At 70.4% G+C, this 23,696-nt stretch carries 16 protein-coding genes; 8 read left to right on the forward strand and 8 right to left on the reverse strand.

From position 1 onward, the window contains the following. A partial coding sequence (locus ACWD3D_RS07760) for a hypothetical protein (protein WP_451460046.1) occupies nucleotides 1–258 on the reverse strand: 258 nt, incomplete at its 3' end. 6 nt (nucleotides 259–264) lie between these two features. On the opposite strand from ACWD3D_RS07760, the gene ctaD reads away from it, so the two are divergent. Then, nucleotides 265–2,082, forward strand: coding sequence for an aa3-type cytochrome oxidase subunit I (gene ctaD, locus ACWD3D_RS07765; protein WP_451460017.1), 1,818 nt, complete (start codon nucleotides 265–267; stop codon nucleotides 2,080–2,082). Nucleotides 2,083–2,158: 76 nt separating this feature from the next. Here ctaD and ACWD3D_RS07770 read toward each other — a convergent pair whose 3' ends face one another. The 3 genes from ACWD3D_RS07770 to rhaI form a co-directional block, all read right to left on the reverse strand. Continuing rightward, on the reverse strand, nucleotides 2,159–3,655 hold the full coding sequence (locus ACWD3D_RS07770; protein ID WP_451460018.1) for a rhamnulokinase: 1,497 nt from the start codon (nucleotides 3,653–3,655) through the stop codon (nucleotides 2,159–2,161). A gap of 182 nt (nucleotides 3,656–3,837) precedes the next feature. Further along, nucleotides 3,838–5,883, reverse strand: coding sequence for a bifunctional aldolase/short-chain dehydrogenase (locus tag ACWD3D_RS07775; RefSeq protein ID WP_451460019.1), 2,046 nt, complete (start codon nucleotides 5,881–5,883; stop codon nucleotides 3,838–3,840). Nucleotides 5,884–5,973: 90 nt separating this feature from the next. Next, a complete protein-coding gene (gene rhaI, locus ACWD3D_RS07780) occupies nucleotides 5,974–7,140 on the reverse strand; it encodes an L-rhamnose isomerase (protein WP_451460020.1) in 1,167 nt (388 codons plus the stop codon). 352 nt (nucleotides 7,141–7,492) lie between these two features. On the opposite strand from rhaI, the gene ACWD3D_RS07785 reads away from it, so the two are divergent. From ACWD3D_RS07785 to ACWD3D_RS07810, 6 genes are all read left to right on the forward strand, one after another. Further along, nucleotides 7,493–9,022, forward strand: a complete 1,530-nt coding sequence (locus ACWD3D_RS07785) for a sugar ABC transporter ATP-binding protein (protein ID WP_451460021.1) — start codon at nucleotides 7,493–7,495, stop codon at nucleotides 9,020–9,022. Between the two features lie 2 nt (nucleotides 9,023–9,024). Then, a complete protein-coding gene (locus ACWD3D_RS07790; protein ID WP_451460044.1) occupies nucleotides 9,025–10,074 on the forward strand; it encodes an ABC transporter permease in 1,050 nt (349 codons plus the stop codon). Further along, nucleotides 10,067–11,134 (forward strand): ABC transporter permease, encoded by a 1,068-nt coding sequence (locus ACWD3D_RS07795; protein ID WP_451460022.1) that lies wholly within the window; start codon nucleotides 10,067–10,069, stop codon nucleotides 11,132–11,134. Before ACWD3D_RS07790 ends, ACWD3D_RS07795 begins: the two co-directional genes overlap by 8 nt. Nucleotides 11,135–11,263: 129 nt before the next feature. Continuing rightward, on the forward strand, nucleotides 11,264–12,352 hold the full coding sequence (gene rhaS, locus ACWD3D_RS07800; protein WP_451460023.1) for a rhamnose ABC transporter substrate-binding protein: 1,089 nt from the start codon (nucleotides 11,264–11,266) through the stop codon (nucleotides 12,350–12,352). Between the two features lie 67 nt (nucleotides 12,353–12,419). Further along, on the forward strand, nucleotides 12,420–12,740 hold the full coding sequence (locus ACWD3D_RS07805) for an L-rhamnose mutarotase (protein WP_451460024.1): 321 nt from the start codon (nucleotides 12,420–12,422) through the stop codon (nucleotides 12,738–12,740). An 89-nt stretch (nucleotides 12,741–12,829) separates the two neighbouring features. After that, entirely contained in the window at nucleotides 12,830–13,858 is a 1,029-nt protein-coding gene (locus ACWD3D_RS07810; protein WP_451460025.1) for a LacI family DNA-binding transcriptional regulator, read from the forward strand. A 12-nt stretch (nucleotides 13,859–13,870) separates the two neighbouring features. Here the strand turns inward: ACWD3D_RS07810 and ACWD3D_RS07815 are convergent, their stop codons facing one another. Both ACWD3D_RS07815 and ACWD3D_RS07820 read right to left on the reverse strand, forming a co-directional pair. After that, a complete protein-coding gene (locus ACWD3D_RS07815) occupies nucleotides 13,871–14,509 on the reverse strand; it encodes a DUF998 domain-containing protein (protein ID WP_451460026.1) in 639 nt (212 codons plus the stop codon). 163 nt (nucleotides 14,510–14,672) lie between these two features. Next, nucleotides 14,673–16,592, reverse strand: coding sequence for an ABC transporter ATP-binding protein (locus ACWD3D_RS07820; RefSeq protein ID WP_451460027.1), 1,920 nt, complete (start codon nucleotides 16,590–16,592; stop codon nucleotides 14,673–14,675). A 395-nt stretch (nucleotides 16,593–16,987) separates the two neighbouring features. Here ACWD3D_RS07820 and ACWD3D_RS07825 point away from each other — a divergent pair, with 395 nt between their 5' ends. Then, on the forward strand, nucleotides 16,988–18,238 hold the full coding sequence (locus ACWD3D_RS07825) for an MFS transporter (RefSeq protein ID WP_451460028.1): 1,251 nt from the start codon (nucleotides 16,988–16,990) through the stop codon (nucleotides 18,236–18,238). A 196-nt stretch (nucleotides 18,239–18,434) separates the two neighbouring features. Here ACWD3D_RS07825 and ACWD3D_RS07830 read toward each other — a convergent pair whose 3' ends face one another. Both ACWD3D_RS07830 and ACWD3D_RS07835 read right to left on the reverse strand, forming a co-directional pair. Then, complete coding sequence (locus tag ACWD3D_RS07830) at nucleotides 18,435–21,716, reverse strand: GH92 family glycosyl hydrolase (protein ID WP_451460029.1); 3,282 nt, start codon at nucleotides 21,714–21,716, stop codon at nucleotides 18,435–18,437. A 453-nt stretch (nucleotides 21,717–22,169) separates the two neighbouring features. After that, the gene (locus tag ACWD3D_RS07835; RefSeq protein ID WP_451460030.1) at nucleotides 22,170–23,447 is read right to left on the reverse strand and encodes a hypothetical protein; all 1,278 of its coding nucleotides are present in this window, start codon (nucleotides 23,445–23,447) and stop codon (nucleotides 22,170–22,172) included. Nucleotides 23,448–23,696 lie beyond the last annotated feature (249 nt).

Consider the following 23,696-nt stretch of genomic DNA (forward strand, 5'->3'; position numbering starts at 1 on the left):
CTTGGTGATGAGGAAGACGTCGTCCGCGTCGAAGTGGCGGGCGAGACCCTTGCGGCACATCGCGCCGAGCGGGATCTCCAGGGTGCTGCATCCGGTCGGCAGGTGCCTCCCGGCCCCTGGGGACCGGCACCGATCGCGGACAGCATGGTCCCGGCCGGAAAGGCCCGCCCCGTCCCCCGCGTGATCGCGGATCTTTCCGGCCCCTGCTCCGGCCGCCACGGGCGGGGCGCGTACGGAGAACCGAGAGCTGGAGGACACGGTCCGGTGGACGCAATGGATTCGCAGGGTGGCGGGACCGCACCCGAACAGGGCAGGCCCCTGACCGCCGGACCCGGCCCGCTCGGTCGCGCGGGCGGTGCGCCTCACCCGCACGTGCGGGCAGCGGCGTCCGGCCCGTCCGGTCGCGGCGGCACACCCGTCCCGCACCCAGGCCGCACGGCTTCGTCGCGTCCGGCCGAGGACCGCCCCTCGCGCGGACGGCTCGTGGTGTCCTGGCTGACCACGACCGACCACAAGCGGATCGGCACCCTCTACCTCGTCACCGCGTTCGCCTTCTTCGTCGTCGGTGGCGCGATGGCGCTGCTGATGCGCGCCGAACTGGCCCGCCCCGGTACCCAGATCATGTCCAACGAGCAGTTCAACCAGGCGTTCACGATGCATGGTTCGATCATGCTGCTGCTCTTCGCCATGCCGCTGTTCACCGGGTTCGCCAACTGGCTGATGCCGTTGCAGATCGGCGCGCCGGACGTCGCGTTTCCCCGCCTCAACATGCTGGCCTACTGGCTGTTCCTCTTCGGCTCCCTCATCGCGGCAGGCGGCTTCCTCACACCCCAGGGAGCCGCGGACTTCGGCTGGTTCGCCTACGCCCCGCTCTCCGACGCCGTGCACTCCCCGGGCGTCGGAGCCGACATGTGGATCATGGGCGTGGCGCTGTCGGGCTTCGGCTCGATCCTCGGCGCGGTCAACTTCATCACCACCATCATCTGCATGCGGGCGCCGGGAATGACCATGTTCCGCATGTCGATCTTCACCTGGAACGTGCTGCTCACCGCGGTGCTCATCCTCCTGGTCTTCCCGGTCCTCGCCGCCGCTCTGCTCGCCCTGGAGATGGACCGGAAGTTCGGCTCCCACGTCTTCGACGCCGCGAACGGCGGCGCCCTGCTGTGGCAGCACCTCTTCTGGTTCTTCGGCCACCCTGAGGTCTACGTCCTCGCGCTGCCGTTCTTCGGCATCATCTCGGAGGTCGTGCCGGTCTTCTCCCGCAAGCCGATGTTCGGTTACATCGGGCTGGTCGCCGCCACGGTGTCCATCGCCGGGCTGTCCGTCACCGTCTGGGCCCACCACATGTACGTCACCGGCGGAGTGCTGCTGCCGTTCTTCGCCTTCATGACGTTCCTGATCGCCGTGCCGACCGGGGTGAAGTTCTTCAACTGGATCGGCACGATGTGGAAGGGGTCCCTGTCGTTCGAGACGCCGATGCTCTGGGCGACGGGCTTTCTGGTCACCTTTCTCTTCGGCGGCCTGACCGGCGTCATCCTGGCGTCACCACCACTGGATTTCCACGTCTCCGACTCGTACTTCGTGGTCGCGCACTTCCACTACACCCTCTTCGGGACCGTGGTGTACGCGATGTTCGCCGGATTCCATTTCTGGTGGCCCAAGTTCACCGGCAGAATGCTCGACGAACGACTCGGGAAAGTGACCTTCTGGGTGCTGACCGTCGGCTTCCACCTGACGTTCCTCGTCCAGCACTGGCTGGGCGCCCAGGGAATGCCCCGCCGGTACGCGGACTATCTGACCGCCGACGGATTCACCGCGCTCAACACCGTTTCCACCATCGGGTCGTTCCTGCTCGGCCTCTCCTTCCTCCCCTTCCTCTACAACGTCTGGAAGACCTCGCAGTACGGCGAGCGGGTGAACGTCGACGACCCCTGGGGATTCGGCCGTTCACTGGAGTGGGCCACCTCCTGCCCGCCTCCCCGGCACAACTTCGTCTCACTGCCCCGTATCCGCAGCGAGAGCCCGGCGTTCGACCTGCACCACCCGGAGATCGCCGCACTCGACCATGCGGGGACCCGCTGAGCCTGAACGCTCGGCCCGTGCGGGACTTTCGAGCACGGCCGTGCGCTTCAGGGCCCCAGCCGCGCCCGGACGGCGATCAGACGCCGGTACCGCCCTCCAGCCGGGCGGCGGCGGCGTCCCAGGCCGCCGCGTCGCCATTGGGGCTGTAGTGCCGCAGGTGCTGGGTGGCCGCGACGAGACGGCGCATCGACGCCAGGTCCCCGACCAGCCCGGCTGCCCTGGCCTGGACGAGGATGTTGCCGAGCGCGGTCGCCTCGGTGGGACCTGCGACGACGGGCAGACCGGTGGCGTCGGCGGTGAGCTGGCAGAGCAGGTCGTTGCGCGAGCCCCCTCCGACGAGATGGACGCGGGAGATGCCACGGCCGGCGAGTCGGGCCGCCTGACGCAGCGTGCGCCGGTGAGCCAGGGCGAGGCTCTCCAGGATGCAGCGGACCAGCGGCCCCTGGCCGGCGGGGACCGGTTGGCCGGTGCGGCGGCAGTACTCCCCGATGCGGCCGGGCATGTCGTCGGGGGCCATGAACTCGGGGGCGTCCGGGTCGATGAGCGCGGCGAACGGCGTGGCGCGGGCGGCCTCGGCGAGGAGGGCGGGGATGTGCGTGGGCAGCCCCTGCTGCTCCCAGGCGCGCCGGCACTCCTCGAACAGCCACATGCCCATGATGTTCCGTAGATAGCGGATGGTGCCGTCGATACCGCGCTCGTTGGTGAAGTTGGCGGCCCTGGATTCCTCCGTCAGCACCGGGGCGTCCAGTTCGAGGCCCGCCAGCGACCAGGTGCCGCAGGAGATGTAGGCGAAGTCCGGCTCGGTGGCCGGAACCGCGACGATCGCGGACGCGGTGTCGTGCGAGGCGACGGTGGTCACCGGGGTACGGGGGTCCAGACCGGCGTACGCCGCGACATGCGGCAACAGCGTGCCGGCCGGGTCCCCCGGTGCCCGCAGCGCGGGCAGCAGAGCGGGGTCGATCCCGAGCGGTTCGAGGACAGCCTTCGACCAGCTTCCGGTACGGGCGTCGAAGAGCCCCGTGGTGGAGGCGTTGGTCTCTTCGGCGCCGATCGAACCGGTCAGCCAGTGGACCAGCAGATCGGGGATGAGGAGCAGCGTGCGCGCGGCGGCCGACTGGGCGCTGCCGGCGGCGGAGACCAGCTGGAACACCGTGTTGAACGGCAGGTGCTGCAAACCGGTGATCCGGTACAGCTTCTCGGGGCCGACCGTGGCCCACACCCGTTCGGCCACGCCGTCCGTGCGGGTGTCCCGGTAGTGGTGGGGCGAGCCGAGGAGCACGCCGTCCGCGTCGAGGAGTCCGTAGTCCACGGCCCAGGTGTCCACGCCGACGGAGCTGACACCACCGGCCCGGGCCGCCTCGCGCAGCCCGTCGAGCACCCCTTGGAAGAGGGCGAGGACGTCCCAGCGCAGACCGTCCGGCAGGCGCACCGGGGTATTGGGGAAGCGGTGCACCTCGGTGAGATCGAGGTTGTCCGGGCCGACCCGGCCCAGGATCACCCGTCCGCTGGTGGCACCGAGGTCGACCGCGGCGAACGCGGAACGGAAGGCCGAGGAGGGCGGTGTGGTGGTCACGGGGATAGCCTCCGCGGCGAACGGCTGATCGTGGATCAGGTGAACAACGAGATACGGGACCGAGATGCGGGACCGAGATACGGGACCGAGATACGGGACAGAGATACGGGACAGAGGGAAGGAGCGGGGGAGGACCGCCGGGGGTGTCCGGCCGGAGCCCGGTGTACACCCCCGGCCGGGCGTCAGCGCAGGAAGGCCGCCGCCACTCCCGCGTCGACCGGGATGTGCAGGCCGGTGGTGTGGGTGAGGTCGCCGCCGGTGAGCGCGAAGACCGCACTGGCGACGTGCTCGGGAAGCACCTCGCGCTTGAGGAGGGTGCGCTGGGCGTAGAACTCGCCGAGCTTCTCCTCCTCGATGCCGTACGTGGCGGCGCGCTGGGCGCCCCAGCCCGCGGCGAAGATGCCGGAGCCCCGCACGACCCCGTCGGGGTTGACGCCGTTGACCCGGATGCCGTGTCCGCCGAGTTCGGCGGCGAGCAGCCGGACCTGGTGGGCCTGGTCGGCCTTGGTGGCCGAGTAGGCGATGTTGTTCGGTCCGGCGAAGACGGCGTTCTTGGAAGCGATGTAGACGATGTCGCCGCCGATCCCCTGCGCGATCATGACGCGGGCGGCCTCGCGCGAGACGAGGAACGAGCCGCGGGCCATGATGTCGTGCTGGAGGTCCCAGTCCTTCGCCGTGGTCTCCAGAAGCGGTTTGGAGATGGAGATCCCGGCGTTGTTGACGACCAGGTCCACCCCGCCGAACGCGAGGGCCGCGGTCCTGAACGCCTCGGTGATCTCCTCCTCGGAGGTGACGTTCACCGTGACGGCGACCGCCTTGTCGGGGCCGCCCAGCTCCTCGGCGACGGCCGCCGCGGTCTCCGCGTTCAGGTCGGCGACGACGACGCAGGCGCCCTCGGCGACGAGACGGTGCGCGATGGCCTTGCCGATGCCGCTTCCCGCGCCCGTGACGAGCGCGACCCGGGTGGCGAGCGGCTTGGGCTTCGGCATCCGCTGGAGCTTGGCCTCCTCCAGCGCCCAGTACTCGATGCGGAACTTCTCCGACTCCTCGATGGGCGCGTAGGTGGAGACCGCCTCGGCGCCGCGCATCACGTTGATCGCGTTGAGGTAGAACTCCCCGGCCACCCGGGCGGTCTGCTTGTCCTTCCCGAAGGAGAACATGCCGACGCCCGGCACCAGCACGATCGCCGGGTCGGCCCCGCGCAGGGCGGGGGAGTCCGCGGTGGCGTGCCGGTCGTAGTAGGCGCGGTACTCCGCCCGGTACTCCTGGTGCAGCTCCTTCAGCCGCGCGACCGCCTCCTCCAGCGGGGCGCCGGCGGGGAGGTCGAGGACCAGCGGGCGCACCTTGGTACGGAGGAAGTGGTCCGGGCAGGACGTGCCGAGGGCGGCCAGCCTGGGGTGTTCGGCCCGGGAGACGAAGTCCAGTACCACCTCGGTGTCGTCGAAGTGGCCGACCTGCGGGCGGTCCTGGGACGCCAGGCCGCGGATCACCGGGGCCAGGGCGGCGGCGCGCTCCCGGCGCTCGGCCTCGGGCAGCGGCTCGTACCCGGGGAGCACCGGGCCGAAGGGCTCGGCCCTGCCCTTGCGCGCGAGGTACTCCTCGGCGGTGCGGATGATGAAGAGCGAGTTGGCCTCGCACTCCTCGGACGTGTCGCCCCACGCGGTGATGCCGTGCCCGCCGAGGACGCATCCGACGGCCGCGGGGTTCGCCTCCTTGATCGCGGCGATGTCCAGACCGAGCTGGAAACCGGGACGGCGCCACGGCACCCAGACGACCTTGTCGCCGAAGCAGTCGGTGGTCAGCTTCTCGCCGTCCGAGGCGCAGGCCAGCGCGATGCCCGAGTCCGGGTGCAGGTGGTCCACGTGCGCGGCGTCGACCAGTCCGTGCATCGCGGTGTCGATGGAGGGAGCCGCACCGCCCCTGCCGTGCAGGCAGTAGTCGAAGGCGGCGACCATCTCGTCCTCGCGCTCCACCCCCGGGTAGACGTCCTTGAGGGCGAGCAGCCGGTCCAGGCGGAGCGCCGCCAGACCGGATTCGGTCAGGGTGCCGAGGTCGCCGCCGGACCCCTTGACCCAGAGGAGTTCGACGTCGCCCCCGGTCGCCGGGTCGGTCCCGGTGCCCTTGGCGGAGGTGTTTCCGCCCGCGTAGTTGGTGTTGCGCGGGTCGGAGCCGAGACGGCGGGACCGTGCGATCAGCGCGGCGGCCGTGGAGTGGGTGGCGGAGGCCATGGCAGGAGTCCTTCGGGATCTGGGGGGTGCGGGAGGGCGCGAGGAGCGCGGAGGGCCGAACACTGCCGGCCCGTGCGGGCGGCTGTGCGGTCAGGCGCCCCAGCCGGCCTGGTCGCCGCCGACACGGCCGGCCGCGATCTTCTCCTGCCAGCCGGACTTCCGGTAGGCGGCGACCGGGTCGGGCGCGAGGCCCTGCTCCTCGCGCAGCTCGCGCAGGAGGGGACGTACGTCGGTGTTGTAGGCGTCCATCAGTACCTCGTTGGAGCCGAGGACGTCACCGTCGTGCTGGGCGGCGGTCAACGCGTCCATGTCCACGAGCAGCGCCTTGGCGGTGGCCTCCTGGACGTTCGTCACCGAGCGGATGACGGCCGGGATCTTCGCCTCGATGTTGTGGCACTGGTCGAGCATGAAGTTGACGTTGGTCTCGGGATCCAGCCCGCCGTTCTTGACCACCTCGTGCATGATCCGGAAGAGCTGGAAGGGGTCCGCCGAGCCGACCATCAGGTCGTCGTCGGCGTAGAAACGGGAGTTGAAGTCGAAGGCGCCGAGCTTCTTCTCGCGCAGCAGCGTCGCGACGATGAATTCGATGTTGGTGCCCGGGGCGTGGTGCCCGGTGTCCACGACGACCTGCGCCTTCGGGCCCAGCTTGAGGCAGTGGGCGTACGCGGTGCCCCAGTCGGGCACGTCCGTCGTGTAGAACGCGGGCTCGAAGAACTTGTACTCCAGCAGCAGCCGCTGGTCGTCGCCGAGACGTTCGTACACCGATGCCAGCGCCTCGGCGAGGCGGTCCTGACGGGCCACGATGTCGTCCTGGCCGGGGTAGTTGGTGCCGTCCGCGAACCAGAGCTTCAGGTCCCGGGAGCCGGTCGCGTCCATGATGTCGACGCACTCCAGCAGATGGCCCAAGGCCTTGGCGCGGATCTTCGCGTCCGGGTGGCAGACGCTGCCGAGCTTGTAGTCGTCGTCCTGGAAGGTGTTGGAGTTGATCGCCCCCAGCTCCAGGCCGCGGTCCTTCGCGTACGCGGAGAGCGCGGCGAAGTCGTCCACCCGGTCCCAGGGAATGTGCAGCGACACCACGGGCGCGACCCCGGTGAACTCGTGGACCCTGGCCGCGTCGTCGAGCTTCTCGTACGGGGTCCGGGGTACGCCGGCCTGCGCGAACACCTTGAAGCGTGTACCTGAGTTGCCGTAGCCCCAGGACGGTGTCTCGATCCGCTGTCCGGCAAGTACGGCCTTCACTGCGGCGATGTCAGGCATGTCCACCTCGGGATGTGCGGGCGGCCCGAGCAGCAGCCGCCGGGAAGATGCGATGAATCGATTCATTGCGTGGGAGAAGTTAGTCGCCCGTGAGGAGGCCGTCAAGGGTTCCGGCAAGGTGGCCGGCGCGTTACCGGATCGTGTCTTCGTGGCGGCCCCAGTCGCCTCTCTGTTCCCACATGTGCAGTTCAGGGTTGAGGGCGAGTGGTTCTCCCGGGCGTGCCGGAGGTTTCGTGGTGTTCGGTGCGGAACACCCCTTGACGTGTTCGACGGGGCGGGGCTAGCTTCCCGGCAACTCCACTGAAACATTTCATGTCGGGCTCGTCGCTCGACACAAGCACGGGAGAAATCCATGACGCACCCCGAACCGGAGACGACTCCGGTGCTCGCACTGGAGGGGGTGAGCAAGTCCTTCGGTGCCGTCCGAGCCCTGCGGGGCGTGTCGTTGCGGCTGTACGCCGGCGAAGCGCACGCCCTTGCCGGCGAGAACGGCGCCGGGAAGTCGACCCTGATCAAGGCCCTGGCCGGCGTGCACCGCCCCGACGCGGGCTCGGTTCTCCTGGACGGCAAGCCCGTCGAGTTCCACGGCCCGGCCGACGCCCGCGACGCGGGGGTCGCGGTGATCTATCAGGAGCCGACTCTCTTCCCGGACCTGTCCGTCGCGGAGAACATCTTCGTGGGCCGCCAGCCCCGCCGCTCCCTGGGCCGGGTGGACCACCGTGCGGTCAAGCGCGCCGCGGCCGAGCTCTTCGAACGCCTCGGCGTCGACCTCGACCCCGACCAGCCGGCCCGCGGCCTCTCCATCGCCGACCAGCAACTGGTCGAGATCGCCAAGGCGCTGTCCTTCGACGCCCGCGTGCTGATCATGGACGAGCCGACCGCCGCCCTCACCGGCAGCGAGGTCGCCCGGCTGTTCGGTGTCGTGAGGACGCTCCGCGCGCAGGGCGCGGCGGTGCTGTTCATCTCGCACCGGCTGGAGGAGATCTTCGCGCTCTGCCAGCGCGTCACGACCCTTCGCGACGGCGCCTGGATCTCCAGCGAGCCGCTCGACGGCCTCAGTGAGGACGACCTGGTCCGCCGCATGGTCGGCCGCGACCTGGACGAGCTGTACCCGAAGCAGGTCACCGAGATCGGCGAAATCGCCCTCAGCGTGCGCCGGCTGACCCGTGAGGGAGTCTTCACCGACGTCTCCTTCGACGTCCGCCGCGGCGAGATCGTCGGCCTCGCCGGGCTGGTCGGAGCCGGCCGCAGCGAAGTGGCCCGCGCCGTGTTCGGTGTCGACCGGTTCGACGGCGGCGAGGTCGAGGTCCTCGGCAGGAAGCTGAACCCCGGAGCCCCGAGCGTGGCGATGGCCGCCGGCCTCGCCCTCGTACCCGAGGACCGCAGGGCCCAGGGCCTGGTGATGGACATGTCCATCGAACGCAACATCGGCCTCACCGGCTTCGCTTCGACCACCCGCGCCGGGCTGATGAGCCGCAGCGCCGAACGCGACCGGGCGGTCGACTGGGCGGTCAGGCTCCAGGTCAAGTACGCCCGCCTCGCCGACGTCGTCGGGACCCTGTCCGGCGGCAACCAGCAGAAGGTCGTCCTCGCCAAGTGGCTGGCGACCCGCCCGCAGGTGCTGATCGTGGACGAACCCACCCGCGGCATCGACGTCGGTACCAAGGCCGAGGTGCACCGGCTGCTCTCCTCCCTCGCGGCCGAGGGAGTGGCGGTACTGATGATCTCCTCCGACCTCCCGGAGATCCTCGGCATGGCCGACCGGGTGCTGGTGATGCACGAAGGGCGCCTGACCGCCGAGATCCCCCGGTCCGAGGCGACCGAGGAGACCGTGATGGCGGCGGCGACCGGCCGCGCCGCCCGAGGAAGGAACGCGGCATGACCATGGCTGCAGAGCCGGTGCGGCACGAGCCCGCACCTCAGGCCGTCGCCTCGCGGCGCCTCGTCGACAAGGTGTTCAAGGCCCGTGAACTGGCCGTCGCCCTCGTCCTCGTCGTGATGCTCGGCGTCACCCAGTTGTCCAACACCGAGTTCCTGTCCGAACAGGGCATCAAGGACCTGATGCTGAACGCGACCATCCTGGTCCTCGTCGCGGTCGGCCAGGCGGTGGTCGTCATCACCCGCAACGTCGACCTCTCCGTCGGCTCGGTCCTCGGCATCTCCGCCTTCGGCGCAGGCGTCTACCTCCAGGACGGCGGGAACCCCCTCGTCGCGGTGGTGATCGCCGTCGCCCTCGGCGTGCTCTTCGGCGTGCTCAACGGCGCCCTGGTCAGCCTCGGCAAGGTGCCCGCGCTCGTCGTCACCCTGGGCACCCTCTACATCGTCCGCGGCATCGACTCCATCTGGGTCGGCTCCCGCCAGATCACCGCCGACGCCCTGCCCGACGGCTTCGTCGCCTTCGGACACGACGGGATCTGGGTGCTGCCCTACCTCGCCCTGCTCGCCGTCGTCGTGCTGGCCGCGGTCGCCTACTACCTGCGCAGCTACCACAGCGGACGCGACCTCTACGCGCTCGGCTCCAGCCCCGAGGCCGCCCGGCTCGCGGGCATCCCCGTCCGGTCCCGGATCATGACGGCGTACGTGCTCTGCGGCGCGCTCGCCGGACTCGCCGGCGCGCTCTACCTCGCCCGGTTCGGCAACGTCGACTCCGCCACCGGCAACGGCTACGAACTCACCGTCGTCAGCGCCGTCGTCGTCGGTGGCGTCGCCTTCACCGGAGGCTCCGGCACGGTCTACGGAGCCGCCCTCGGCGCTCTCCTGCTCACCTCCATCAACAGCGTGCTCCCGGCCATCGGCGTCAGCTCCGTCTGGGTCACCGCGATCAACGGCCTCCTGCTGCTGCTCGCGATCGCCGCAGACCGCATCCTGGCCCTGCGGGTAGCCGCCGGGCTGCGCAAGAAGGCCGCACAGATGAGGAGCGCCCGCCATGCCTGACACCACCAAGAACGCGTCCGCACAGCCCCCGGTGCCCGGCCGGCCCGCGGCCCTGGCCCGCCTCGGGGGAGCGGTCCGCTGGGACACCGCGGTCGGAGCGCTGCTGCTGACCCTGCTGATCTGCTCGTTCTCGTTCGTCGACAACTTCGGCAACGCGCTGAACCTGTCGTTCCTCATCGGCAACACCCTGCCGATCGCGCTCATCGCGCTCCCCATGACCATGCTGGTGGTCTCCGGCGAGGTCGACCTCTCCGTCGGCTCCACCGCAGGCCTGTCCGGCGCGGTGATGGGGGCGCTCTGGAACAACGGCATGGCGATCGAGACGATCATCCCGCTCTGCCTGGTGCTCGGCGTGGTCTGCGGCCTGGTCAACGGACTGCTCGTCACCCGGCTCGGACTGCCCTCGCTCGCCGTGACCATCGGCACCATGGCGGCCTACCGGGGCATCGCGCAGATCATCCTCGGCTCCGACTCGGTCACCGACTTCCCCACCCAGTACCTCGACTTCGGCGCCGGGAGGATCGGCGACACCTTCGTCCCGTACGCCGCCATTCCCTTCGTCGTGCTCCTCGTCGTGGCCGTGACGGTGCTGCACGCCACCCCGGTCGGCCGCTCGCTGTTCGCCACCGGCGCCGCCGAGGACGCGGCCCGGTTCGCGGGCATCCGCGTCAAGCGGCTCAAGCTCTCGATGTTCGTGACCACCGGTGTGATCTCCTCGCTCACCGGCGTGTTCTGGGCCCTGCACTACGCCAGCGCCCGCTACGACAACGCCACCGGCCTCGAACTCTCGGTCATCGCGGCGGTGTTGCTCGGCGGCATCGACTTCGATGGCGGCAAGGGCACGCTCGGCGGCGCCATCGCCGGGGTGCTGCTGCTCGGCACCCTGCAGAACGTCATGAGCCTGGTCAACGTCTCCGCCCAGTCCCAGATCGTGGTCACCGGAGTCCTGCTGGTGGTCTCCGTACTCGCCCCCCGGGTCGGCCGCCAGGTCGCCCAGGCACGGGCCCGCAGAAAATCGGCCTCGGCGACGGCGGTCCTGCCCGCGCCCGGCACCTCCTGACCCGCCCGCACCCCGAGCACCGCCACACGCCCGCACCACCGCGGGCGTACTCAGCCCTGCGCACCTCGTCACCGTTCGGGCATCCGTCCGACAGCCTCCTGCCGCCCGCGGCAGCGAAAGGAAAACACCATGCACGGCAACACCGCCAGAAGCGTCCGGCTGACCGCCGCCCTCGCCACCGCCGCCGTCCTCGCCCTCGGCGCCACCGCCTGCTCGGGCACGACCAAGGACTCCGCGAGCAAGGAGGCCGGCCCGGCCGCCGCCACCGGCAAGGCCGACCCGAACAGCGCCACCAAGAAGGGCCTCACGGTCGCCTTCCTTCCCAAGCAGGTCAACAACCCCTACTTCACCACCTCCGACAACGGCGGCAAGAAGGCCCTGGAGGAACTCGGCTCCACGTACAAGGAGGTCGGCACCAGCAGCGGCACCGACACCTCCGGCCAGGTGAGCTACGTCAACACCCTGACCCAGCAGCAGGTCAACGCCATCGCCGTGTCCGCGCAGGACCCGGGCGCCCTGTGCACCTCCCTCAAGCAGGCCATGAAGAACGGCGTCAGCGTCGTCACGTACGACTCCGACACCCAGGCAGACTGCCGGCAGGTCTTCGTCTCGCAGGCCAGCGCGGAAGACCTCGGCCGCACCCAGATCCAGCTGCTGGCGAAGCAGATCGGCGGCAAGGGCGAGATCGCGATCCTCTCGGCGGCCCAGACGGCCACCAACCAGAACACCTGGATCGACTTCATGAAGGACGAGCTGAAGAAGCCGGAGTACAAGGACATCAAGCTCGTCAAGACCGCCTACGGCGACGACGACGCCCAGAAGTCCTTCCAGCAGACCCAGGGCCTCCTCCAGGAGCACCCGAACCTGAAGGGCATCGTCTCGCCCACCACCGTCGGCATCAAGGCCGCCGCCCAGTACCTGTCCGGCTCCAAGTACAAGGGCAAGGTCAAGCTGACCGGCCTCGGCACGCCCAACGACATGCGCGCGTACGTCAAGAACGGCACCGTCGAGGGCTTCGAGCTGTGGGACCCGGCCAAGCTCGGCGCGCTCGCCGCCCACACCGCCGTCGCCCTGCAGTCGGGCCAGATCACCGGCGCGGAGGGGGAGACCTACCAGGCCGGCGACCTCGGCTCGTTCACGATCGGGAAGGACAGCGTCGTCTCGCTCGGCAAGCCGACCGTCTTCACCCAGGACAACATCGACCAGTTCCAGTTCTGATCCCCGTCCCGACCGTGGGGCCGCGACCCGCCGAAGCGGCCCCACCCCCGTCCCGGAAGGCGTCACCGTGCAGCGCGTCTGCTTCCTGCTGAAGGTCAGGGCCGATCGAATCGAGGAGTACCGCCGACGGCACCGGCCCGTCTGGGCCGAGATGCGGTCGGCGCTCACCGAAGCGGGCTGGCACAACTACTCGCTCTTCCTGCGCGAGGACGGACTCCTGGTCGGCTACCTGGAGACACCCGACTTCGAGAAGGCCCGCGCCGCCATGGACGCCACCGAGGTGAACGCCCGATGGCAGACGGAGATGGCGGACTTCTTCGAGGCGCTCGACGGGCAGGCGCCCGACGCCGCCATGCGACCGCTCACCGAGGTCTTCCACCTCGTCTGAGGACCGGGTCGTCCGCGGGGAGCAAGGCCTCCTGGCGGCACACCGCCGCCAGGAGGGGAGACCGCACAACGAAAGATCGGGTGGGACCGGTGGCGGCAGCCGCACGGGCGGTGAGCATCAAGGACGTGGCACGCGAGGCGGGCGTCTCCGTGGGCACCGTCTCCAACGTGATCAACCAGCCGGAACGTGTGTCGGCGGAGACCCGGAGCCACGTGAAACGGGTCATCGCGGCCCTGGGATACGTACGCAGTGAACACGCCCGTCAACTCCGCGCCGGCCGAAGCCGCATCATGGCGCTGCTCGTCCTCGACATGGGCAACCCCTTCTTCGTCGACATCGCCCGGGGAGCCGAACGCGCCGCCCGGGCCGCCGGCCTGGGGGTCATGGTCTGCAACAGCGACCAGAACCCGAAGGACGAGGCGGAGTACCTCGGCCTCTTCGCCGAGCAGCGCGTCCGCGGAGTGCTGGTGACCCCGGCGGACTCCGAGGGAAGCAACCTCCGGGAATTCCGCCGGCACGGCATTCCCTTCGTGCTCGTGGACCGCGTGGCGGGGGACGACGACGGCTGCTCCGTCTCCGTCGACGACGTCGCCGGAGGTGCCCTGGCGATCCGTCATCTGACGGCCGCGGGCCACCGGTCCCTCGCCTACGTCAGCGGGCCGGACCACCTGAATCAGGTGCGGGACCGGCGAGCCGGCGCCCTCACCGCCCTCGCCGAGGCGGGCCTGACTCCTGAGGCCCTGCGCGAGGTCCCCGCCGCACGCCTCGATGTCGCGGCGGGACGGGACGCCGGTGCCCGGCTGCTGGGCCTGGCCCAGCGCCCCACCGGTGTCTTCTGCGCCAACGACCTTCTGGCGCTGGGGGTGTTGCAGTCCCTGTACTCGGCCGGAGTCCGGGTCCCCGAAGACCTGGCGATCGTCGGCTACGACGACATAGAGTTCGCCGCGGCGGCGACCGTTCCCCTCACCTCAGTGCGCCAGCCCGCCCTCACCATGGGCGCACGGGCCACCGAACTGCTGCTGAGGGAGTCGGCCGAGGACGCCCTCGCCCACCGGCACGAGCACGTCGTCCTGCGGCCGGAACTGGTCGTGCGTCAGTCCACGCTCACCCCGCGCTGACCCCTCACCCGGTCAGCGGCCGGCTCCCTGTCCGCCGATCCTGCGGGCGCAGGAGAGGACCACCACGAGGGGCCAGAACGACTGGGCGAACGTGATGACGCGCTCGGCCGCTCCGGCGATGTCGAGCACGAAGAGGGCGAGCAGGAACCACCCTCCTCCCAGCCACATCAACGTGCTCGCACCGACCGAAGGGCCGGGTCGCAGGCCCCACGGCACGGACCCGCCGGAGAGGGGGACGAGCCGCCCCGGCGGCCCCTGCGCGCTCCAGCGCGCGCCCAGCACCGGCCACAGTGCCAGCAGCGAGAAACCCACCGTCACCACCACACCGTGTGCGAACGAACCGCCGCTGACCGGTGCCGGGAAGAACGCCAGCAACATAGCGGCGAGCCCGCCGCCCGCCAACGCCACCCTGCCGAACGGCGCCGCGGGACGCAGTCCGCAGGCGGTGACCACATGGCAGACACCCAGGGCGACCAGCGCCGACGTCATCACCCAGTAACCGCGCGTCCCGTCAGCGGCGAGGATGCTGATGGTGGTCGAGGCGGGGTCGTACCGTGGCCCCTCGAGCTCCGCGGAGACCGACCAGCCTCCGACGAGCAGGATCGGAGCGCACACCGAGGAGAAGAGAACCCACCAGGGGACGTATCGCATCGGTGAACGGTAGAACGGTCACGGGTCACGATTCCCGCTGTACACGCGGGCGGCAGCGGTGATCAGCCGGGCGGACGCCCGGCGGCCGTCCGGTTCTCCCGGGGCCGGGCCCGGAAGAACGGGGGCCCGGGAGAGCGGGACGACGCGGGCGCCACCCCCGGAATCACCGCAGTTCGGCCTCCACGGCCGTGGAGGCGAAGGAGCCCCCGTCGGTGCCCGAGGCGGACTCCGTGAAGGAACCCCCGTCGGTGCGCGTCACGGGCGCCGACGGGGAATCCGCCGGGTCGGTCTCGTCGAGGAAGCCACCCGACTGGTGCTGCCACAGCTTGGCGTAGGCGCCGTCGGCGGTGAGCAGCTGCTGGTGCGTGCCCTGTTCGAGAATCCGGCCCCGGTCGAGGACCACGAGCCGGTCCATGGTGGCGACGGTGCTCAGCCGGTGCGCCACCACGAGGGCGGTCCGTCCCTCCATGAGCCGCCACAGGGCGTCCTGGACCAGGATCTCGCTCTCGGAGTCCAGGGCGCTGGTCGCCTCGTCGAGCAGCAGGATCGGCGCATCACGGAGGATCGCCCGGGCGAGTGCGACCCGTTGGCGCTGGCCGCCCGAGAGCTTCACCCCGCGCTCGCCCACCATGGTGTCGAACCCGTCCGGGAGCGCGTCCGCGAACTCCGTGACGTGGGCCGCCTCGGCCGCCCGGCGGATCTCGGCCTCGGTCGCGCCGGGCCGGGCGAAGGCGATGTTCTCCCGCAGGGTGCGGTGGAACATCGCCGGGTCCTGCGGGACGTAGGCGATCCGGCTGCGCAGGTCGGCCCGGCGCAGCTTGCTGATGTCCTGACCGCCGATCAGGATGCGTCCCCCGTCGATGTCCGCCATGCGCAGCAGGAGTCGGGTGAGCGTGGTCTTGCCGCCGCCGGACCGGCCGACGAGACCGATCTTCGTCCCTCCGGCGACGTCCAGGTCGAGCCCGTCGAAGAGCGGCTTCCCACCCCCGTGGGCGAAGGTCACGTTCTCGAAGCGGACGTCCGCCCCCTTGGACGCCAGCGGTTCGGGATTCGGCGGGTCGACGACGGTCGGTGGCTCCAGCAGCAGTTCGGTGAACTGCGCGGCCTCCGTCATCGAGCTCTCCAGGCGGCGGTAGATCTGGTTGAACTCGAACATGATCCGAGTGGCGTTGGCGTAGTAGGTGAAGGCGACGATGATCGCCTCCACCCCGAGGTCTCCGTCCGCCAGGGTGATGGCGAGCATCAGGCCCACCACATTGGTCAGCACGGAGAGCGGCGCCACCAGGGTGTCGATGCGCAGGTTCCCGTAGTCCCACGAGCGCACCATGAGACCGGACAACTCCTTGACCCGGGACCGGTGTTCGGCGGCCTCGCGGTCTTCGGCGGCGAAGGCCTGGACCGTCTCCATGTTCGTCAGGCTGTCGGCGACGTGGCCCGACACCCGGGCGACGGCCTGTTCGCGCTTGGCGACGATCGCCTGACGGCGCCGGATCAGGGGCGTCACGATCAACGCCGTGAGTGCGATGAGCGTCAGGAGTCCGACGACGAGCATCGGGTCGTAACTCCACAGCACCACCGAGGCGAACGCCAGCGGCACGAGGTTGCCCATGAGGGAGAACGTCAGCGTGTCGACGAATTCCTCGAAGCGCGTGGCGAAACTCAGGACCCGCTTGGTCAGCGACCCGGCGAAGTTGTCGTGGAAGAACGCGGAATCCTTGACGAAGATTTCATCCATGCCGGTGACGTAGAGGCGCGCGATGCCCCGGCCTTCGACGCGGTTCAGGCAGTGCAGACCGATCCGCCACAGTGTCTCCGAGAGCAGCAGGACTCCGGCGAATCCGAGGACGTACGGCAGCATCGCCCGGACGCCGATTCCGTCGCCGCCCTTGCCGGCCACGTGTCCGACGAGCTTGGCGACGATCAGTGGGGCGATGTAGTACAGGCCGATGTTGCCCAGGGCCGGCAGCAGCAGGGCCGGCGCCGCGAGCCGTCGGAGCCGGGAGAGTTCCCGGGCGTAGTAGCGGACGGCGAGGATGACCGAGCCCTTGCTCGGCAGACCTTCGCCCGATTCGATTGATCCCATCGCGACCCGTTTCGTCCTGTGAGGAATGAGAGACCGGAGTCTTCCCCAGTCGCCATCCCGGGGTCCAAGGGTTTTTGTCCAGTTCTGTCACCCCAAAGGAGCACTCAGCGTGAGCTGTTGACACGCCGGAGACCGCTCGCCCGGAGGCCACGCCTTCTTTCGCCGGGGGTTACGGAGGCTCCCGCCCGGTGGGGGGCCTCGAAGGGGACGCCCTCGGCCGCCCGAGCGCGCCGGGTGGTGCGCCGGTCCTCGAAACCGACGGCCGCGGTGACCGGGTCCGACACCGCGACGGCCGTTTGTGGCCGAATACCGTCGGTGGTGACCCGCGCCCGCGACGCCCGGTGACCCCGGAACGAGCGCGGGCGGGTTCCGCGTCAGCCGGTAGCCTGTCGCCCATGATCGAGGGGGGACCGGAGGGCCGGACAGCACGCACGGAGAGGGACGGCCGACCGGAGCGGGTGCTGATCGCCGCCAGTTTCGTCAACCGGGTCGGCAACGGCCTGTTCAACGCGGCGTCCGCGCTCTACTTCACCGTGGTCGTGGGTCTGCCCGCGGCGCAGGTCGGCGCCGCGCTCACGGTCGCCGGAACGATCGGCCTGTGCGCAGGGATACCCGGTGGCCATCTCGCCGACCGGCGCGGCGCGCGCACGGTCATGATGGTGGCCCTCACGGTTCAGGCGATGTCGATGGCGGCTCTCGTCCTCGTCGGGAGCTGGGCCGCGCTCACCGCCGTCGCGACGGTGGACCAGGTGGCGGCGGCGGTCGGAGGGGCTGCCTGGGGCGCTCTGGTGGCCCGTGCCGGGGGAGACCGCCCGGCCTCGTTCCGGGCGAGGTTGCGGACCTTCGTCAACCTGGGCGTCATGCTCGGAACGGCGGGCGCCGGGCTGGCGCTGGCCGTGGACAGCCGTGCCGCCTATCTCACGCTGGTCCTCGGCAACGCGGCGAGCTTCGCCCTGTGCGCGGTGCTGCTGCTCCTGCTGCCCCGTTGTCCGGTGCTCCCGCCACCGCCGCGGGAAGCCCGTCGGCCGGCTGTCACGGACCGCCCGTTCCTGACGTTCACCGCCCTCTACGGGGCCATGGGACTCCAGTACCCGGTGGTCTCCCTGCTCCTGCCGATCTGGATCTTCGAACACACCGAAGCACCGCGCTGGACGGTGGCCGCACTCTTCGCCGTCAACGCCGGCTTCTGCGTACTCACGCAGACCAGGATCGGCTCCCGCGTCGAAACCCCGCACGACGGCGGCCGGGCGTTCCGGACCGCCGGGCTGCTCTTCCTCGTCAGCTGCCCGCTGATGGCGCTCGCGGCGTACACGCCGGTCTGGGCGGCGGCGGGACTGATCCTGGCAGCGGTCTTCGTGCACAGCCTGGGAGAGGTGTGGGAGTCCTCGGCGGGCTTCGCCCTGGGTTTCGGCCTTGCCCCCGACCATGCCCAGGGCCAGTACCAGGGTCTGCTCGGCCTCGGTTTCAACGCGGGCCAGGCCCTTGCCCCCGCGATCCTCACCACGGTGGTGCTCGGCCTCGGCACGACCGGCTGGCTGCTGCTGGCCCTGTTCTTCGCGGCGCTGGGCACCGCCGGCCCGCCCCTCGCCCGCTGGGGGACGGGGGCCCGGCCGCGGCCGGACGGCATCGTGGAGGCGAAGGGGTGAACCCCGAGCGGCGGACGCGGGTGGCGGGCCGTGCCGGGTGCTCGTCGGCGCAGGTCCTGCGGGCCGGGCGACCGCGGCGTTGGCGTGCCCGCCCTCCGGCGGTCCGTTCGCCGAGGGCGGTACCACGACGAACGGGCCGCCGTGCCGGGGGAGTTCCCCGGACACGACGGCCCGCTCACGTCGGACGAGGTGACGATCAGGCGGTGGCCACCGCGAAGACGTGGATGATGCCGCCGTTCGTGGTGGACGGAAGCGTCACGCTCGCCAGCCGCTTGCCCGCCTGGAGTGCGATCGGCGCGGAGGAGAAGACCTCCGTGCCCACCGGGTCCTTTCCACCACCCTGGACGTCGCGGTACGTGGTGTGGACGGCGACCGTGTTGCCGTAGGACGGCTGCTGAGAGCCGCCGCCCAGCGTCCAGTCGCTGAAGCCGATGTCGGCCTGCTGCGTGGTGCCGTCGGTGTACGTCAGCGTCAGCTTGCCGCTGGCCGCGCCCTCGGCGGCGCTGCCCAGCAGGCTCAGCTTCGTGTCGCCCTCGGCGGAGGGGACGTTCAGCACCTGCGGGGTCGTGCCGGTCACCTCGATGTTGTCGGGGTCGCCGGCGCCGGCCTTGGGCCAGGTGAAGGTGAAGCCGTTGGACGAGACGGTGCCGCCCGGCGTCGTACCCGCCGCTGCGAGCGCGGCGGCCGAGTAACTCCAGCCCTCACCGTCGAAGTTGGCCTGCGGGTTGGTGTCGTCGGTCGAGATGCCGGTGCTGTTGCGGTTCCACAGCATGCCGTTCTTCTCGGCGACGGTCACCGCGAACGACGTCTTCGGGAGCTCGGCCCCGGCGGACGACTTCAGCGTCACCGGGACCGTGTAGTGGCCCTCGGCGGTGGCCGCCGCAGCCGACACGGTGAGCTTCGCGCTCACCGAACCGCCCGCCGGGACCGTGAAGTCGCCGGCCGCAGGCGTGACCGTGACACCGGCCGGAGCCGTCGCCGTCCAGTGCACCTTGGTGGACTTGGTCTCCAGGGTCTGCACCTTGACGGTGGTCTCCACGCTGCCCGAACCGGGCTCGGTCTTCACCTGCTCCGGAGTGGCGCCGGTGAAGTACTTCACGCCACCGCCGGGGAAGGACGGCGGAGCGTCGGCCGCCGCGGTGCCCCAGGAGGTGTCCGCCGTGGCGCCCAGCGTGTAGTCCAGCGTGCCGCCGTGGGTGACGAACGAGGCCGGCACCCAGGACTTCGTGGACTTCCTGCCGTCGACCTTCAGTCCGTGGATGTAGGTGTTGGCCGCGGAAGCGGCCGGGGCCTTGATCGTGATGGTCTTCCCGTGGCCGGTGTGCACCACCGCGCGCGGGAAGAGCGGAGCGGTCAGGACCAGGTCGGCGCGGCTGGGGTTCTGCGGGTACATGCCCAGCGCCGAGAACACGTACCAGGACGACATGGTGCCGGCGTCGTCGTTGCCGGGTATGCCGCCCGGGGTGTCGGTCCACAGCTGGTCCACCTCGGCGCGGACCGTCTCCTGCGTCTTGTACGGAGCACCGAGGTAGTTGTAGAGGTACGGGGCGTTGATGTCGGGCTCGTTGGTCGCGTCGTACCGCGTCGCGTCCTTCGCCGTGAAGTCGAACTTCCCGTCCGGAGTGCGGAAGAAGGCGTCCAGTCGCTTCACGGCCGTGTCCCTGCCGCCCATGGCGCTGGCGAGCCCGGCGACGTCCGAGTAGACCATCCAGGTGTAGCGCGCGCTGGTGCCCTCGACGAAGCCGGTACCCGTGCCCGGCGTGAAGGTGCCGGCCCAGGTGCCGTCGGCCTTGCGGTCGCGGATGTAACCGCCGTCCGGGGTGGCGTTGGCGTCGAAGACGTTCGACCAGTTGCCCGAGCGCTCCAGGAACTTCTTCGCGTCGGCGGTCTTCCCGGTCTGGCGGGACAGCTCGGACAGACCGTAGTCGGCCGCCGCGTCCTCCAGCGTCTCGGCCGCGCCGCCCCAGCAGTGGCAGCCGTCCGCCGGTACGTAACCGAGCTCGAGGTACTTGTCGAGCGCGGGCCGCTGACCCACGCACTCGACGTTGCAGCCCGAACTGTCGGAGTCGTTCGCCGTCGGTACCGTGGCCGCCGTGACCAGCGACTTCAGGGCTCCCTTGACGTCGAAGTCGTGGCCGCCGAAGGCGTAGATCCCGGCGAGCGCCGCGTCGGACGGGTCGCCCGACATCACGCTGGTCTTGCCGTTCTCCAGCAGCCAGCGGTCCCACTCGCCGCCGTTCTGACCGGCGTAGTTGTAGAGGGACTGCGCGTAGTCGCTGCCGGCCCGCGGGTTGATCAGGGTCATCAGCTGCACCTGCGCGCGGTACTGGTCCCAGCCGGAGAAGGTGCCGTACTGGGCCTTCTGGCCCTTGGCGAGCCGGTGCGGCTTGCGGTCGGAACCGAGATAACGGCCGTCCACGTCGCTGGTCAGGGTGGGTTCCAGCATGGAGTGGTAGAGCGCGGTGTAGAAGGTGGACCGCTGGGCGTCGGTGCCGCCGCCCACCTCGATCGCCTTCAGTGCCTTGTTCCAGTTCTTGGCGGCCTGCTTCCTGACGGAGTCGAAGGTCTGGTGACGTCCGTTCTCCGCCAGGAGGTTGTCCTCCGCGTTCTGGGCGCTGACGTAGGAGACGGCGACCTTGGCCTGCGCGCTGGTGGTGCCGTCGGCGAAGGTGATGTACGCGCCGGAGCCCTTCCCAGCCACCGGGTTGCCGGACGAGCTGTACCCCGTACCGCCGGAGGCCGAGGTGGATCCGGGCGAGACGGTGTCGTCCGTCCAGGTGCCGACCTTCGCGAAGTCCTTGTCGAAGTGGGCGGTGAAGTAGAGCGTGTAGAGGTCCTTGCGGTTGTTCGCGCTCTGCGGACCGCAGAAGTTGCCCGCGGTGACGGAGCCCGTCACCGTCCGCGCGGCCTTGTCGATCTTGACGGTGGCGGCGGTGCTGCCGCTCTCCGAGTTCGAGGTACGGAAGAGCATGCTGGCGGGCTTGTCCGCGGGGAAGCCGAACTGGCCCGTGCCGGTACGGGCGGTCGTGGTGAGGGCCGCCGAAGCGCCGCCGGCCAGGCCCACCTTGTAGTAACCGGGGGTGGCGGTCTCGTCCGCGTGCGAGAAGTTGCTCGCGTACTTCGCGTCGGTGGCGTCCGAGGTGGGCGAGGTGTCGACATCACCCACGTACGGCATGATCGGGATGTCGCCGTTCGCGCCGGAGCAGCCGACACCGTTCAGATGCGTCAGGCTGAAGCCGCGGATCTTGGTCGCGTCGTACTGGTAGCCGCCGGGAGCGGGGGTGGAGACCTGCTTGCCCCGCGAGTTCTGCGGGCTCCAGGCCAGCATGCCGAACGGCTGCACGGCGCCCGGGTAGGTGTTGCCCGCGTTCGCGGTGCCGATCAGCGGGTGGACGTACGAAACCGGGTCCTTGACGGTGGGGTACGAGGACGCTGCCGATGCGGGGACGGCTGTGGCGGCCATCCCCAGTGCTGCCATGGCGGTCACCGCGACGCAGCGAGCAGCCCTGAGCCCGGGGTGCGTCCGACGGTTGTGCGTGTCTGACACCGATCCTGCCCTTCGTGTGTGACGGACGGTCAACGGGCGGGATCGGAAGCACCGTTGCCTGCCCGGCACCCTGTCCCGACAACGTTGTCAACGAACGGGAGGATGCTCCTCCTGCCACACCGGGGTGTCAAGGCCCTCGCGGAATCCGTGCGCGTGCCCTCGGCGCGGGGCCACCGGAAGAGGAGAGGCGGACGGTTCGGGCTCGGTCCGGAACCTCCCGGACGTCCAGCCGTACCGCGCGCGGTCGGCCCGTCCTCGCCGGGCCGGACGCGTACCGGCGAGGGCGGCGATCCCGTAGCGGGCAGGTCCACGGGGCTGGTCGTGGGCCTGCCCGGCGAGGTCGCATTCCGTGCCGACCGGCGAGACCGCCGGTCGTGGGTCGGGTCACCAGGGCTTCAGTGTTCGATCGGCCGGATCCGTACGGGGCAACAGCGCTTCTCTGGCGCGGGAGTTCAAGGACACGAGCTTGTCGGCGGTGCTGTCGAGGAAGAAGACGAACGCCTTGGCGTCGTCGGCGAAAGCCGCCGCCGGCCGGCTGATGCCGGATGTCGTGATCACGATCAGCCGCTTGGGGACATCGTCGCCGGCCGCCGCGGCGAGGCCGTTCAGCCGCTGCACCTCGGACGTGGACAGACTCTTGGCGCGACTGTGCCATTCGATGTGGAACGCGTCGGACCGGATGGGGACGTCGGCGTCCCCCTCTTCGACGTCCCCGAAGCCGAATGCCGACAGCTGTTCGAGAACCAGGTCGGTGATACGGCGGGGACCGGGCGGCTGCGGCAAGGTCCGGGGCTCGTCGTCGTCGGACCGGCCGACGCCGACGCCTCCCGGCCGCGCGGGCGAAGCGGCCAGGTCCGCAAAGAGGGAATCCTGCCACTCGGACCGGGGCCCGGTGGGAACCGGGTCCCCGTGAGCGGCCGGCACGCACGACACCTCCACGTCCCAGGCGTTCGGCCCCTTGCCGAGCACGTCGGCGATGTCCGCCACCGATGCCGTCGCACGGGGCACTCCTGGTCCGGGCCGCGTGCTGCGCCATAGATTCCAGCCCAGATCGACACGGCCCCAGGCCCCGCATTCCTCGAAGTACACATCCACCAGCCAGCCGAGAGCGGGCTTCAGCGAGACACGGACGAAGGAGTCCGGGAACTCGGCCTCGACGAAGCAGCCGTCGCGCCCGCCCACGATGTCGAGTTCGGGTGAGTGCCGAGGGCCGTACGCGAAATAGCCGTTCCCCGCTGCCACACGCCCCACCCGCACACCCCGGGCGTCGAGGAGATCGGCCAGTTCGGTCATGTCGGACGGCTCGCTCTCGTTCCAGCGCCAAGGCGAGGGAATCGGTTCGCCGGTGAGGTGCGCCGCCGCCACGGCGTGCAGGGCGTCGACGAGTACCTCGTCAGGAGTGTCCAGCGGCCACACCGAGGGTGCACTGTCCAGTTCCGGATCCACCACCGCCCAGACGAGCGAGTACCCCATGCGCACCTGTGCCAGGGCGACCGAGCGCTCACCCGACAACATGACCTTCAGATGCATCAGGAGGTTCGCGTCGTCGAACCGCACCCGGCCGGCCAGCTCGGGATGACGCTCGCACAGAGCCTGTTCCAGGCTCTTGAAATGCAGGTGCCGGCCGAAAGCGGCGACCATGTCACTGGGCGGGAAGGGCAAGGGAGACACTCCTTCGAGTAGGGCGCGGCGCTGCCGGGGCGCCACAATCCGCAGCCGGAGCACAGCCGGATCGCCATTTCGACACGCGCCCCGTCCGATCGTGTCCGGACCGTGGACGAAGTCCCGTGCGGCGCAGCCCCGTTCCTTGCGCGCCATCCCCTTGAGCCCGTCGCTGAAGGGATTGTCCCATGGGGTCGGCGACGTCCCCGCGGGACGGCATGGCGGAACGAACGGTCAGGGCCCGGGTCA

Source organism: Streptomyces sp. NPDC002690, from assembly GCF_053592415.1.